The following is a 15632-nucleotide window of genomic DNA, read 5'->3' as shown; positions in this document are numbered from 1 at the left end:
TCTATTAATAACGAATTTTCGGATCGATTACGGCGTATAAAATATCAACAATGGCATTAAATAAAATGGTTAAACCACCCACAATAATGGTTAAACTCAATACCAATGAGTAGTCTCGATTTAATGCACCATTAACAAAAAGTTGACCAATACCCGGTAATCCAAAAATGGTTTCAATGACCATAGAGCCTGTGATAATCCCCACAAATGCCGGCCCCATATAAGAGATCACTGGCAGTAATGCTGGTTTTAACGCATGACGTAGCACTATGCGTTTCATTGGTAAGCCTTTAGCTTTGGCCGTTCTGATAAAGTTTGAGTGTAAAACTTCAATCATAGAACTACGTGTGATACGCGAAATACTTGCAATGTAGGAGAGCGATAATGCAACCATCGGCAGTAACATGTACTGAATTTGCCCACCATTCCAACCTCCCGCCGGTAACCAACGTAAGGTAATCGCAAAGATAAGCACTAATAGTGGCGCCACCACAAAGCTCGGTATCACAACCCCCGTCATGGCAAATGTCATGACGGTATAATCCCATTTGGTATTTTGATTCAGTGCGGCTATCACGCCTGCCCCCACACCAAAAATAACCGCTAATACAAAGGCCGATAGCCCTAATTTTGCAGAAACAGGGAATGCTTTACCGACTAAAGTGTTAACACTGTAGTCTTTATATTTAAAAGAAGGCCCTAAATCCCCTTTCGATAATTGAATTAAATAATCGAAGTATTGTTTGTAAATGGGATCGTTTAAATGATATTTCGCTTCGATGTTGGCCATAACTTCAGGGGGTAATTTCCTTTCCCCAGTAAAAGGGCTACCCGGCGCTAAGCGCATCATAAAGAACGAAATCGTTATTAGAATAAAAAGTGTCGGGATCGCTTCCAAAAAGCGACGAAAAATAAATTTGAGCATTGCCCGTTCCTATAACACAAACCTATTCAGGCGTGGTGATAAAAAGACCTCGCTTAACTTAAGCAAGGTCTCGCCCGATTATTTAGCAATAATATACAAGTCTTTAGTATGTAAATTATCCAGTGGATCTTTACCAGAATAACCACCGACATAAGGTTTAACCAAACGGGTGTTTACGTAGTAGTAAAGTGGAACAATGGCAGAATCTTTATCTAATACACCTTCTGCTTTTTGATAAATTTCTGCACGTTCATCATCCGATTTCACGCGTAAAGATTCTTTCATATACGCATCAAATTGTTTGTTTTTATAGTGAACGGTATTATTACTGCTGTAAGACAGCATCATGTTAAGGAATGAAGAAGGTTCGTTATAATCTGCACACCATCCTGCACGTGCAACATCATAATTACCTTGGTGGCGTGTGTCTAAGAACGTTTTCCACTCTTGGTTTTCAAGAGAAACCTCAGCACCTAAGTTTTTCTTCCAAATAGAAGAGGCCGCAATCGCGACTTTTTTGTGTAGATCAGAGGTGTTATACAGTAACTTGAATTTTAATGGATTGGCTTTGTTATAACCCGCCTCTTCTAATAATTGGCGCGCCTTTTCATTACGTTGCTCTTGGGTCCAAGAAGCGAACCACTCTGGTTTACTCTCTTTAATGCCATCGGTGAAAGGCGGTGTAAATCCGTAAGCAGGGATATCACCTTGGTTTTTCACTTTATAAGTGATGATATCTCTATCCATAGATAGTTTTAGTGCTTCACGTACTCGTGGATCGTCAAAGGGAGCTTTCTCATTATTAATTTCATAATAATAAGTACATAAGTATGGGCTGATACGTAATTCATCTGGGATCTCTTTTTTCAATTTTTGGAAAAATTCAATCGGCAGATTGCTATAAGTCATATCGATTTCACCCGCACGATAGCGGTTTACATCGGTGACTTCTGATGAGATAGGTAAAAAAGTAACTTTATTGATAACCGTATTTTTATTGTCCCAATAGGTTGGACTACGCTCTAATTCAATACGTTCGTTTACCGTCCAATTTTTCAGTACATAAGCACCATTGCCAACAAAGTTCGCAGGTTGCGTCCACTTTTCACCAAATTTTTCAATCACTTTTTGATTCACTGGCGACATCGAGGAGTGAGCTAGCAATTTAGGTAAATAAGGTACGGCCTCTGATAATGTAATTTCTAAGGTATTATTATCAAGCGCCTTAACACCTAGTTCCGTCGGTTTTTTCTTACCGGCGATAATATCGTCAATATTAACAATATGGGCATATTGTAGATAACTTTCATAAGGTGATGCTGTATTCGGATCTGCTAAACGTTGCCAGCTATAAACAAAGTCTTGCGCTGTTACAGGGTCACCGTTTGACCATTTCGCGTCTTCACGAATTTTAAACGTCCAAACAGTAAAATCTTTATTTTCCCAGCTAGTCGCAGAGCCCGGTAGAATTTCACCATCAGGCCCTACAATTGTGATCCCTTCAAATAGATCTCGTGCTAATGCTGATTCAGGTACACCCTCAATTTTATGAGGATCAAGTGATTGTGGCTCAGAGCCATTATTACGCACTAACTCTTGTTTATCAGCCAGTTTTACCCCATCAGGCACAACAGCCGCAGTAGCATTGAGCGCCGTAAAACCAAAGATAGTACCAATGGCGATCGCTAGCGCACTTTTTTTAGTTACATTTATCATCTTATCAAATACTCCCAGTTAGTGAGTCGGCCATTGTTCGGCCTTCCTGTGATGCTTCGCTGTGTTTTTGGAACGTTTTACACAACTTATTGTTTTACAAAAAAAATAAAATATTGTTTCGGATTGACTATCTATGCTTAACTGCATGATGTCTTTATCATTTTTGTGCCGTTATATTTTGTGTAGTACTTTTTATGCTGTACTTTTTTAAATTGCTTTTGCTAATTAAAATCAGATATAGCTATAGATGCGTTATAACTTACCAGTTTTATTTATCTGCCTTTATAAAATAGCGCTTTAAGTCCGTATAATCAAAGGGGTCTTTACCGGTAAATCCGCCCACTTTAGGACTGACCATTCTGACACTCACACGATAATAGACTGGTACAATAGCGGAGTCCTTGTCTAACAAGGCTTCAGCACGTTGATACAGTTGGTGACGCGCTTCATTATCAGTGGCCAGTAACGCATTCTTTAATGCAGCATCATAATCACTATTTTCATATAAAATAGTATTTAGACTGCTAGTGGAGAGGAAAGAGTTTAAAAATGATGTTGGTTCATTGTAATCGGCACACCATGTTGCCCTTGCTACTTGGTAATTACCTTGGTTACGATTTTCTAACGTCGTTTTCCACTCTTGATTTTGTAAAGTGACATTAGCACCAATATTCTTTTTCCACATAGAAGCGGCAGCAATAGCTTGTTGCTTATTCTGATCGGATGTGTTGTACAACAATGTAAACGATAATGGGTTTTGGCTGTCATAACCGGCTTCTTTTAATAACTCACGCGCTCTTTCATGACGCTGTTGTTGCGTCCAACCTGCCCATTTAGGGGGTTTAAACTTGCCATTATTAATAAAAGGTGGAGTAAAAGAATAAGCCGGTATTTGCCCTTGCCCCATGATCTTTTCCGCGATAATTTCTCTATCTAAACTTAATTTTACCGCTTCACGCACACGGGGATCATCAAAAGGTGGACGTTTATTATTAAGCTCATAAAAGAAAGTACATAGGTAAGGCGTAATATGTAGAGCCTCCGGTTGCTCTTGTTTCATCTTTCGATAAAGCGTAGGAGGAATAGCGCTATTGGTGATTTGAACTTCACCGCTACGGTAGCGATTAATATCACTGGTTTCTGAACTAATAGGTAAAAAAGTCGCTCGTTCAATAATGGTGTTTTTGTTATCCCAATAAAGCGGATTACGTTTTAAAGTGATTTTTTCATTAACCACCCAATTATCAATTAAATACGCCCCATTACCGACAAAGTTTTCCGGGCGAGTCCAATTGACACCATATTTTTCAACAATCTCTTTTTTAACTGGTTTTAATGAGGTGTGGTTTAGCATATCCACCAGATAGGGAACCGGTTGTGTGAGCGTAACTTGCAAAGTATGTGGATCAATTGCTTTTACCCCTAGACTCTCTGGGGATTTCTTGCCTGTCAGAATATCTGCAACATTTTCCACATAGGCATATTCAAGATAACTGGCATAAGGCGAGCCAGTTTGGGGATCAGTTAATCGACGCCAACTATAAACAAAATCATCTGCAGTAACCGGTGTACCATCACTCCATTTCGCATCATCGCGTAAATAGAAAGTCCATGTTTTATTGTCTTCTGAGCTCTCCCATTTAGCGGCAACCCCCGGCATACTTTCGCCATTAGGCCCCATATAAGTGAGCCCTTCTAATAAATTTAAAATAATATTACTTTCTGGTACCCCTTCCACTTTATGTGGATCAAGGGAGGAAACTTCAGTGCCATTATTAATAACAATATCTTGTTGTTTCGCAAGAAGAGTACCTTCTGGAGGTATTACCGCATGAGAAAGAAAAGAGGTCAGCGCAAGTGATATAATGCTGACAGGAAACATCATTTTTAACATAACTTTCTTTTTCATGGGTACCTCTCCTAATAAATAATCATCTATAGCGGGGTTACTCAATTTACATATAAATTATTTTTAAATAATATTCAGATATTTCATGCTATTTAATATGTTGAGATAATTGTTAGATAAAATTAATAACAATATTCTTCTTTTTTACACTTATAGTGAATTTTGTCAATTAGTGCGGTGTTATTATCACTTAAACTTTACTAAGCCCAGTAGACTTCTATCTTATGAAAAAAGAAAATTCTCATCACGCTATCTACAACAACAAATAAACATTTAATTAACACCGCGCAACTTTTATAGATAGAAAACCTACATAGCTCACAAAATTAATATAATCAGATGGGTTTTTAGCGAGGATACAGAACTTTATGATGTGTTCGGTGTAAGTTTTTTTTCACACAACTTGATTATAAACAATAACAAATCTGTCTTTAAATGACAGAAACTGGCTAATCTAAAAATAACGGTAGATTAATAAAAAAACATTTTTATTATTTGTTTTTAAAAATTAATATATTTTTTGAAATGCAATTAAAATCAGTACTATTTTCATTTATATCCCGATGAATTAGCAAAAAAATATCCTTTATCGTTGTTATGAACCATAAAGGATATTCTGAGCGTTAGCCTACTTCTTCAAAATTTTTGCTTTAATTGGCTAAAGTCGTACCAAACCATTGTAGCTTTTGATTTAAACTGACGACTTCACCAACAATAATTAATGCAGGACTTTGCATTGAGTTTGCCATTTCAGCCAGTTGCTGTAATTGACCAACAACCACTTTTTGTGTCGCCAGTGTACCTTTTTCTACTATTGCCACTGGCATAGTGGCACGCATATGCTGATTAAGTAACATTTGCTGAATGTAATCGGCTTTACTTAGCCCCATATAAAAAACCAAAGTTTGGTTATCTTGTGCGATACATTGCCATTGTGCGTCGTTCAGCCCTTTTCCATGCCCAGTAATAAAACGCACACTTTGTGCATAATCCCGATGTGTTAACGGAATACCGGCATAAGTGGTACAGCCTGATGCCGCGGTAATGCCGGGCACCACAGAAAAAGGTATTTGATGCTCAATTAAAGCTTCTAACTCTTCACTTCCTCGACCAAATATAAAAGGATCACCCCCTTTTAACCTCACTACCCTTTTCCCTGCCTTAGCGTGATTAATAAGAATTTGGTTAATCTCCTCTTGAGGGACACAATGAAAACCAGCTCGTTTACCAACATAAATACGCTCCGCATCTCTGCGCACTAAATGCATAACCTCATCAGAGACTAATCTATCATAAACCACGACATCGGCTTGCTGACATTGTTGCAGCCCTTTAATAGTCATTAATCCTGCATCTCCAGGGCCTGCTCCCACCAACACCACACTCCCTTGGGGTTGGTTATTTTCCGCTAGCAATGTGCTGATACGTTGTTGAATACCGTTATCTCTACCTGCATCAATTTCCGCTTGTAGCGCTTTATCTGCAAAAAAACGCTCCCAAAAATAACGTCTAGCACTCATGGTGGCAAAACGTTGTTTAACTTGCTCACGTAATTTCCCTGCTAACTGCGCTAAAGCGCCTAGCGAGTTGGGCAACCACTGTTCCATTTTTTCACGTAAGATACGTGCAAGTACAGGGGCTTTTCCTCCCGAAGAAATTGCAACCATAATAGGGGAACGGTCAATCACTGAGGGCATAATAAAGCTAGCTTGCTTGGGCGAGTCAACCACGTTACAAAAAATGCGTTGTTCTGTGGCCTGCTGATAGACGAGTTGATTCACTTGCTCATTATCTGTGGCCGCAATGACTAGCCATTTGTCAGCTAAATCAGCAACACTAAATTCAGCCGTGAAACACTGTAATCGTTGCTCGTTTTGCCACTGCATAAATTGTGGTGTGAATGTCGGTGCAACGACGGATATAACCGCCCCCGCGTCCATCAGTAAACGTGCCTTACGCTCTGCTACTTCACCGCCACCTACTAATAAACAAGGTTTATTGTTGAGCTGACAGAATATTGGAAAATAATCCATCTGGGTTCCCCTATTTATTGGTTTTATCAATGACGCGAACGCACACTGACGGTATTGCCTTCGACTTTGACTTCATAATGAGTAATTGAATAGTGCTCATCTTCAAGGCAATAACCATCTGTTAAGCGAAAATGCTGCTTTTTCAGTGGACTGACGATATATAACTCATTGTCATGCTCTGCAATTAATCCCCTTGATAAAACACTCGCTTGCGCGAAGGGATCAATATTACTTAATGCGTAGAGCCGTTCATCTTGGTATGGACGGAAAATAGCCACCTGATCTTGCTCCACCAGCGCACAAACGCCAGTCCCCACAGTGATGTCATCTAATTGGCAAACCGCTATCCATTGACTCATGATTGCGTCTCCTCTGTTACCATTTTGATATCAATACGTTCATGCACGCGGGCAGGACGATGCTGAGCACGCTCTTTTACCATCTGTATATTAGGATCGGGCTTCGGATTGTTAATAAAGTGCGCAAAACGTTTCAATGCTTGTGGTGAATCAAGGGTTTCTTGCCACTCACAGGCTACGCGCTCTTGTAAAACTTTAAGCTCTTTTTCTAACTGTGCATTTAAGCCTAACTTGTCGTGAATAATGACCTCACGTAAATATTCAACGCCCCCTTCTAAGCTTTCTAACCAAACGGAGGTTCGTTGTAATTTGTCTGCAGTACGGATATAGAACATCATAAAGCGGTCAATATAATGGATCAGCGTTTCTTCATCTAAATCCGCCGCGAATAGATCGCCATGACGTGGTTTCATGCCCCCATTACCACCAAAATAGAGATTCCAGCCTTTTTCTGTGGCAATAATCCCTACATCTTTCCCCTGAGCTTCGGAGCATTCACGGGTACAACCAGATACCCCAAATTTCATTTTATGCGGCGTGCGGATCCCTTTATAACGATGTTCTAAAAAGACACCTAATCCAACACTATCGCCAACCCCAAAACGACACCAACTGTTTCCTACACAAGTTTTTACCATACGGATCGCTTTGGCATAGGCATGGCCTGTTTCAAAACCCGCGGCAATTAATTTCTGCCAAATCGCCGGTAAATCTTGCTTCTGTGCACCAAACATCGCCATACGTTGAGAGCCTGTGATTTTGGTGTATAAATTGTATTCTTGCGCAATTTGTCCAATCGCAATAATACCCGCTGGCGTAATTTCACCGCCGGGGGAGCGTGGAATAATAGAGTAAGTGCCATCTTTTTGCAGATTGGCGAGGAAGTTATCATTCGTATCTTGTAGCGCAACTAAGTCATCACGCAAGATATAGTCGTTCCAACACGAAGCCAGCAGAGAGCCGACGGTCGGTTTACAAATTTCACAGCCATAGCCTTGACCATGTTTTTTCAATAGTTCATCAAAGCTTTTCAGCCCTTCAACACGAATAAGATGATAAAGCTCTTGGCGAGAATAGTGAAAATGTTCACAAAGGTGATGGTTAACTTCAATGCCTTGTTTTGTGAGTTCCGCATTTAATACTTGAGTGATAAGCGGAATACATCCCCCACACCCCGTTCCCGCTTTTGTTTCTGCTTTAATCGCCGCAACCGTATGACAACCACGCTCAATAGCTTGAATAATGTCGCCTTTGCTTACATCAAAACAGGAGCAAATTTGTGCTGTTTCAGGTAATGAATCAACCCCGATTGCCGGTTTACTTCCAGCATGAGCAGGTAAGATTAATGTGTCAGGATGTTCTGGTAACTCAATTGTATTTAATGCTAACTGTAACAGATTGCCATAATCTTCCGTGTCCCCAACCAATACCGCACCTAATAGGTATTTATTGTCTTCACTCACTATCAGGCGTTTATAAATCTCTTTACCTTCATCAAGATAAATATAGCTACGACAACCTGCTTGGCGACCATGAGCATCACCAATTCCCCCTACATCAACCCCGAGTAGTTTTAATTTTGCACTTAAATCCGCCCCTTGGAATGCTGTCTGTTGACCTAATAGATGATCAACGGCTACCTGAGCCATTTTATAACCTGGGGCAACTAACCCAAATGTTTGGTTATGCCAAGAAGCACACTCCCCAATGGCATAAATATCTGCATCTGAGGTTTGGCAATAGTCATTAATCACAATCCCCCCTCGTGGTGCTATATCGAGAGAACATTGGCGTGCTAATTTATCTTTCGGACGTATACCGGTTGAAAATACGACAAAATCAACCTCAAGTGAGGAGCCATCGGCAAACTGTAATGTTTTACGCGCATTTTCCCCTGTCGATAAGATCGCTTGGGTGTTTTTCGCTGTGTGTACTTTAACCCCCATGCGCTCTATTTTACGTTTGAGTTGCTCTCCTCCCATGCTATCAAGCTGTTCTGCCATTAGCGTTGGCGCAAATTCAATCACATGGGTTTCAATACCTAAACTTTTTAGCGCACCAGCGGCTTCTAAACCTAACAGCCCGCCGCCAATAACCGCCCCTTTACGGCTTAAACGAGCACAAGCTTCAATCGCATTTAAATCTTCAATAGTTCGGTAAACAAAACAATCTGGTGAGTTGTTTCCATTAATAGGAGGAACCCATGGGTAGGAGCCTGTTGCCATGATCAATTTGTCGTAGCTAACACAACGCCCGGTATTGGTGTGCACCACTTTTTCTTCACGATTAATGGTGATCACACGCTCACCCACTAATACTTCAATATGATGTTTCTCGTAATAACCGGGTTTAACTAACGAGAGCTCTTCAGCGGTGTGATGAGAAAAATAGGAAGAGAGATGGACTCTATCATATGCAATACGAGGTTCTTCACAAAAGACGATAATATTGAACGTTTCATTGCCGCCCTTATCAATCAATTCTTCTATATAACGGTGTCCAACCATGCCGTTACCGATGATTGCGAGTGTTTTCTTGCTCATTTTTGCCTCAGATCTAAAGGTATCTAAGGTTAAAATACGAGGCTACTCATAAGAGATATTGATGAATATCAAATACAGCTTAATCAATTCAGCCAATACAACTTAATAGTCAACATATTACTACCAAAGTAGTATTTTATTCGTCGTTTGTTGCGATTAATTATTCCTCAACCATAATTAATTCAAAAGGCTTATAACGAGGTGTTATATATAAGTGTAATAAAAACTTTGCGAAATGCGCTTATTTTGCCTAAGTTAATTTCCAAAAGTAATAACTAATAAGTTATTGACATAATAACGAAAGCGAGACTATTTCAGGGAGCGTCCAATGAAAGTGAAAACCAAATTATTATCATTACTTGTGATGGGTGCTCTCAGTGCCCCTGTATTGGCAGCAACACCCGCCAATACATTGATTGTAGTACAAGGCCTTGATGATATTGTTAGCCTTGATCCTGCCGAAAGTAACGAATTATCAAGTATTCAGACCGTACCAAGTTTATATCAACGTATTGTTCAGCCTAACCGTGACAATCCAGAAATTAACGAGCCAATTTTAGTCGAGAGTTGGCAGGCTCACCCTGAACAAAAATCTATCGTCTTTAAAATTAAACAGGATGCAAAATTTGCCTCCGGTAATAGCGTACGCCCAGAAGATATTATCTTCTCTTACCAGCGTGCAGTGACGATGAATAAATCCCCTGCTTTTATTTTAAATGTGCTAGGTTGGAAAGCAGATAATATTAATACCCTATTGAAAAAAGTCAGTGATAAAGAGATTGAAGTACGTTGGACAGCAGATGTTAGCCCTGATGTGGTACTTAACATCCTTTCTACACCAATCGCTTCTATTGTTGATGAGAAATTGATTGCCGCACATATTAAAAATAATGACTTTGGTAATAATTGGCTAAAAATGAATTCGGCTGGTAGTGGTGCTTATAAAATGCGTGCCTACAAACCTCGCCAAGCCATTGTGTTAGAAGCTAACCCTCTTTCACCGACCGGTGCGCCTAAGATAGCCAATATTATTATCAAAAATGTGCCCGATCCCGCTTCACGTCGTCTGTTAATTGAAAAAGGCGATGCGGATATTGCCCGTGACTTAGGTACAGACCAAACTGCAGCATTAGCAGGTAAACCGGGCATTCAAATTTTAAATATCCCTTCTGCTGAGCAAGTCTATATGGCGTTTAATACCGGTAGCGGAAATCCGCTTCTTAGCAATCCGGCATTTTGGCAAGCAGCGCGCTATTTGGTCGATTATAAAGGGATCACCAATGACTTAATGCGTGGGCAATATTTTATTCACCAAAGTTTCTTGCCGGTGGGATTACCGGGGGCATTAGAAGATAATCCATTTAGTTTTGATCCGCAAAAAGCGAAAGATATCTTAGCAAAAGCAGGAATTACTCATGCACGTTTTACTCTTGATGTAGAAAACAAAGTTCCTTACATCACCGTTGCACAATCTATTCAAGCAAGCTTTGCACAAGCGGGTGTACAGGTTGATCTGTTACCTGCTGCCGGTAGTCAAGTTTATAGCCGAGTGAGAGCAAGGCAGCACCAAGCGGCGATCCGTTTTTGGATCCCCGACTATTTTGATGCTCACTCCAATGCTAGCGCTTTTGCCTATAATGACGGGCAATCGAATACCGTGGCTTGGTTAAATAATTGGAATATTCCTGAGTTAAGTAAACAAACACTCGTCGCCCTGAATGAAGCGGATAAGGCTAAACGTCAGTCCCTTTATACTGAAATGCAAAAAGAGCTACAACGCAGTTCACCTTACGTGTTTATCGACCAAGGCAAAAATCAGATTGTATTACGGGATAACGTGAAAGGTTATGCTCAAGGTCTAAATGCCGATATGGTCTATTACGACAAAGTCACTAAGTGATCATTTTCCTGCCGCCACTCACAATCATGCTATTGTGAGTGGTCTATTTTTTGCGATTTCAAGGCTGTTGCCGTATGAATACACTCACGATATCCACTCGCCTAAAAAGCCAGTTGTTTACCTTGGTTCAAGGTATATTGACATTGGCGCTAACACTTTTAGGGTTACTGGTTATTACTTTTACGCTTTCTGCGTTTTCCCCTGTGGATCCTGTTTTACAAATTGTTGGTGATCACGCCAGTATTGAAACTTATAATCAAGTAAAACATGAGTTAGGGTTAGATTTACCCATCTACATGCAATTTTTCCACTATGTAGAAGCACTATTGCAAGGAAATTTAGGTACGGCGACGTCAACGGGTCAACCGGTATTTGATGATTTAATTGCCACCTTTCCAGCCACTTTAGAATTAGCCACTGTCGCCTTAATCATTGGCGCTAGTTTGGGGGTTTTATTTGGTGTGTTATGTGCGCGTTTTGTTGGCACCCCCTTTGATTTTATCTTACGCTTTTTAACGCTATTAGGTAGCTCAGTCCCTATTTTCTGGTTAGGTTTAATACTACTCCTTATTTTTTATGCCACATTGCAATGGACTGCAGGCCCAGGACATTTGGATGATATTTATCAATTTACCATTGAGCCAGTAACCGGCTTTGCCTTGATTGACACCCTACTGGCAGGTGATAAAGATGCCTTTCTAAACGCCCTATCACATCTCATATTACCGGTTTCTCTGCTAGCCTATTTTGCGCTGGCATCTATTACCCGTTTAACACGCTCTGCCTGTTTAAATGAGATGAATAAAGAGTACGTCACTCTCGCCAGAGCAAAAGGGATTGGCGAATTACGTCTCTTATTTACCCATGTATTACCTAATATTCGCGGTGTGTTGATGACCATTATCGCCTTGTCTTATACAGGGATGTTAGAAGGTGCCGTATTAACAGAAACGGTATTTTCTTGGCCGGGGATTGGCCGTTATCTCACAACGGCTCTCTTTGCGGGTGATACCACCGCAATTATGGGGGGCACACTTGTTATTGGTCTATGTTTTGTGCTGATTAATAATATGACAGATATCGTTATTCGTTTGACTGATCCGAGGTTACGCTAATGTCACTCTCCTTTTTAACAAAAATAGCGCGTTCACCTTCAGCGTTTATCGGTCTGTCATTGTTGCTTCTTCTGCTACTAATTGCCATTTTTGCCCCTTGGCTAGCGCCTTATGATCCAAATTGGCAACACGCTGCACAACGCTTATTAGCCCCCAATGCTGCACACTGGTTAGGTACTGATAGTTATGGTCGCGATATTCTTTCACGCTTAATTTATGGTACACGCCCAATGTTAGGTTTGGTGGGTCTTGTTGCCTTGATAACACTACCATTAGGGCTATTTATTGGCATTTTATCCGGTTATTACGGCGGTTGGACAGAGCGGATTTTAATGCGTTTTACCGACATCATTATGTCTATGCCCTCCTTAATTTTAGCCTTTGCCTTTGTCGCCATGTTAGGGCCGGGATTACTTAACGGTGCATTAGCCCTTGCACTTACAGCATGGCCGGCTTATGCCCGCCAAGCCCGTAGTGAAATTCAACACTTACGCAAAAGTGATTACCTTGCAGCCGCTGAAATGATGGGAATTAAAGGTATTAGATTATTATGGGGGCACATTCTTCCTTTATGTTTACCTTCTGCCATTGTACGTTTAGCCCTTAATTTAGCGGTGATCATTCTTGCTGCAGCAGGTTTAGGTTTCCTTGGGCTAGGTGCTCGCCCTCCCATGGCGGAATGGGGAGCAATGATTGCCGAAGGGATGCCCGTTATTTTTGATCAGTGGTGGGTGGCAGCTATTCCGGGTACGGCAATTTTAATCAGTAGCCTTGCTTTTAACTTATTGGGTGATGGATTACGCGATGTATTAGGAGAAAGCCATGAATAAAGCCCCTTTAATCGAAGTCGATAATCTGTGTATTGATTTTCCACGTGCTAGAGTGGTGAATAATGTCTCCTTTCAGTTAGGACAAGAGCGGTTAGCGCTGGTGGGTGAATCTGGTTCAGGAAAATCGATGACGGCACGCTCATTAATGGGCTTAGTGCGTAAGCCGGGCAAAGTTTCTGCTGATAAATTGCATTTTATGGGGGACGATCTCCTCGCTTATTCTCCTAAGCAATGGAACCAGTTACGAGGAAAAACAATATCAATGGTATTACAAGATCCTCGTTATGCATTAAACCCAGTGAAAACCATTTATCAGCAAGTAGAAGAAACGGTAAAACTCCATCAAAAATTATCCCATAAAGATCGACATGCATTAATTACTGAAACTTTGCTTTCCGTGGGATTACCGGAACAGAGTATTTCTCGCTACCCCGGTGAATTATCGGGCGGTATGGGGCAACGCGCGATGATCGCTATTGCGCTGATTAATAACCCAACGGTACTGATTGCGGATGAGCCAACTTCCGCACTAGATGCACAGCTACGACATCAAATATTAGAACTTATCATTACCCAATGCGCACAACGAGATATGGCTTTGTTGTTAATTAGCCATGATCTACCTTTAGTGGCTGAATATTGTGATCGTGTTATGGTCATGTATCAAGGGGAGCAAGTGGATGAACTTGAGGCAAAAGCATTACCTCAAGCCACACATCCATACACCCGCACCTTATGGACCTGTCGCCCTAATGCGAGTACCTATGGCACACAATTACCGGTATTAGATAGAACACTGAATTTTAAAGGTACACCTTATGCTAATTGATATTCATCATTTACGCGTTCAATTTGAACAAAATAGACAGATTAAGCAGGTGGTAAAAGGTGTCAATCTACAAGTTAAACAAGGCGAAACCTTTAGTTTAATTGGTCGTTCTGGTTGCGGTAAATCAACTGTATTACGGGTTATAGCCGGATTATTACATCATTGGCAAGGGGATATTAAGTTGTTAGGGCAAGCAATTAAGCCACAGCAACGCTTTCAAGGTAAGTTACGCCGTAACATACAGATGGTGTTTCAAGATCCCTATGCTTCATTACACCCTCAACATCGGATAGAACGAGCATTTATTGAGCCGTTAAAAATTCATCATATTGCTTATGATAAAACAACAATAACCTCAGCGTTAGAGCAAGTCGGTTTAGAAGGCGATATTGCTTATCGTTATCCACATCAACTATCAGGTGGACAACGTCAACGTGTGGCTATAGCCAGAGCATTACTGTTGCAACCACAGTTGTTATTGTTAGATGAGCCAACCTCTGCACTGGATATGTCGGTACAAGCAGAAATTTTAAATCTGCTTAATACCTTAAAAAAACAACATAACATGACTTACCTTTTGGTCAGCCATGATGCAGATGTTATTGCACATATGTCGGATAGCGCAGCGCTAATGGAAGAGGGTCAATTGACTTGCTATTATGATAGAAAAGCGCTTTCTCAAGGGCTTCATCGTCTTGATTAATTAAAAATAGCCACAAAAAAGATAACAAAGAGAGAAATGATAAGAGCAGTATTAAATATCAATACTGCTCCTTTGGTAATATTACACTGTGCTTATACTAATAATCCCGGAAAAATAGAACGTAACCCGGTGACAATAAATTCAATACCTAACGACATCAACAATAACCCCATAATACGCGTGACAACGTTGATACCGGTTTGACCTAAGTATTTAACTAATAAAGTGGCACTACGAAACAGTAACCAGCAACAAAAAGCAAAAAAGATACTGGTCGCAGCAAGACCTAAGAAATTAGTCACCCCTTCCCAACGTGAACTCCAAACAATACAGGAGCTAATTGCGCCAGGACCTGCCATCAATGGCAATGCTAAAGGCACCACCGCAACACTGCTACGTACTGCTGATTCATTTTTTTCTTGGTTATTTTGTTTATCTTCTCCTAAGCGCCCATTTATCATGGTCATTGCGATTGTCACTATCAGCATCCCCCCAGCGATACGAAATGAGTCAATAGAGATGCCAAAAATACTCAGTATCGAATCACCTATTAATAGGGAAATAACCAAAATAATCGCAACGGAGCCATTGGCAATTAAGTTTGTTTTATTACGTCCTGCATCCGTTTGATAACTCGTCATACTGATAAATACAGGCAAGATCCCTATCGGGTTTACAATAGCAAAAAGACCGACAAAAAATTTAATATAACCGGATAAATCCAGCAGTGCCCCCATGAAAAGCCCCTTCTTGGCTAATAAACATGCGAA

The 15632-nt window shown here is 40.6% G+C and carries 12 protein-coding genes; 5 read left to right on the top strand and 7 right to left on the bottom strand.

Annotated features, from left to right (window positions below):
- Window positions 1-4 precede the first annotated feature (4 nt).
- The 6 genes from oppB to nirB form a co-directional block, all read right to left on the bottom strand.
- A complete protein-coding gene (gene oppB, locus HMPREF3129_RS02965) occupies window positions 5-925 on the bottom strand; it encodes an oligopeptide ABC transporter permease OppB (protein WP_004243230.1) in 921 nt (306 codons plus the stop codon).
- Window positions 926-1003: 78 nt separating this feature from the next.
- Window positions 1004-2641 (bottom strand): oligopeptide ABC transporter substrate-binding protein OppA, encoded by a 1638-nt coding sequence (gene oppA, locus HMPREF3129_RS02960; RefSeq protein WP_004248215.1) that lies wholly within the window; start codon window positions 2639-2641, stop codon window positions 1004-1006.
- A gap of 268 nt (window positions 2642-2909) precedes the next feature.
- Window positions 2910-4550 (bottom strand): ABC transporter substrate-binding protein, encoded by a 1641-nt coding sequence (locus tag HMPREF3129_RS02955; RefSeq protein ID WP_004243232.1) that lies wholly within the window; start codon window positions 4548-4550, stop codon window positions 2910-2912.
- Between the two features lie 650 nt (window positions 4551-5200).
- Complete coding sequence (gene cysG / locus HMPREF3129_RS02950; protein ID WP_004243233.1) at window positions 5201-6583, bottom strand: siroheme synthase CysG; 1383 nt, start codon at window positions 6581-6583, stop codon at window positions 5201-5203.
- A gap of 26 nt (window positions 6584-6609) precedes the next feature.
- A complete protein-coding gene (nirD, locus tag HMPREF3129_RS02945) occupies window positions 6610-6942 on the bottom strand; it encodes a nitrite reductase small subunit NirD (RefSeq protein WP_004243234.1) in 333 nt (110 codons plus the stop codon).
- Complete coding sequence (gene nirB, locus HMPREF3129_RS02940) at window positions 6939-9485, bottom strand: nitrite reductase large subunit NirB (RefSeq protein ID WP_004243235.1); 2547 nt, start codon at window positions 9483-9485, stop codon at window positions 6939-6941. The genes nirD and nirB overlap by 4 nt, the downstream gene beginning before the upstream one ends.
- Window positions 9486-9819: 334 nt before the next feature.
- On the opposite strand from nirB, the gene HMPREF3129_RS02935 reads away from it, so the two are divergent.
- From HMPREF3129_RS02935 to HMPREF3129_RS02915, 5 genes are all read left to right on the top strand, one after another.
- Complete coding sequence (locus HMPREF3129_RS02935; protein WP_170827679.1) at window positions 9820-11385, top strand: ABC transporter substrate-binding protein; 1566 nt, start codon at window positions 9820-9822, stop codon at window positions 11383-11385.
- A gap of 74 nt (window positions 11386-11459) precedes the next feature.
- On the top strand, window positions 11460-12500 hold the full coding sequence (locus tag HMPREF3129_RS02930) for an ABC transporter permease (protein ID WP_070486769.1): 1041 nt from the start codon (window positions 11460-11462) through the stop codon (window positions 12498-12500).
- Window positions 12500-13330 carry an ABC transporter permease gene (locus tag HMPREF3129_RS02925; RefSeq protein ID WP_036918445.1) on the top strand — a complete coding sequence of 277 codons (831 nt, stop codon included), beginning with the start codon at window positions 12500-12502 and terminating at the stop codon, window positions 13328-13330. Before HMPREF3129_RS02930 ends, HMPREF3129_RS02925 begins: the two co-directional genes overlap by 1 nt.
- The gene (locus HMPREF3129_RS02920) at window positions 13323-14159 is read left to right on the top strand and encodes an ABC transporter ATP-binding protein (protein ID WP_004243241.1); all 837 of its coding nucleotides are present in this window, start codon (window positions 13323-13325) and stop codon (window positions 14157-14159) included. Before HMPREF3129_RS02925 ends, HMPREF3129_RS02920 begins: the two co-directional genes overlap by 8 nt.
- Complete coding sequence (locus tag HMPREF3129_RS02915; protein ID WP_004243243.1) at window positions 14149-14862, top strand: ABC transporter ATP-binding protein; 714 nt, start codon at window positions 14149-14151, stop codon at window positions 14860-14862. The genes HMPREF3129_RS02920 and HMPREF3129_RS02915 overlap by 11 nt, the downstream gene beginning before the upstream one ends.
- Window positions 14863-14954: 92 nt before the next feature.
- On the opposite strand, the gene HMPREF3129_RS02910 is transcribed toward HMPREF3129_RS02915, so the two are convergent.
- Window positions 14955-15599 carry a YchE family NAAT transporter gene (locus tag HMPREF3129_RS02910; RefSeq protein WP_004243244.1) on the bottom strand — a complete coding sequence of 215 codons (645 nt, stop codon included), beginning with the start codon at window positions 15597-15599 and terminating at the stop codon, window positions 14955-14957.
- Between the last annotated feature and the right edge of the window lie 33 nt (window positions 15600-15632).

Source organism: Proteus sp. HMSC14B05 (assembly GCF_001808035.1).
Taxonomy (GTDB): Bacteria; Pseudomonadota; Gammaproteobacteria; order Enterobacterales; family Enterobacteriaceae; genus Proteus; species Proteus mirabilis.
The sequence above is the reverse complement of the archived record's forward strand: the minus strand, read 5'-3'. Positions and strand labels throughout refer to the sequence as shown.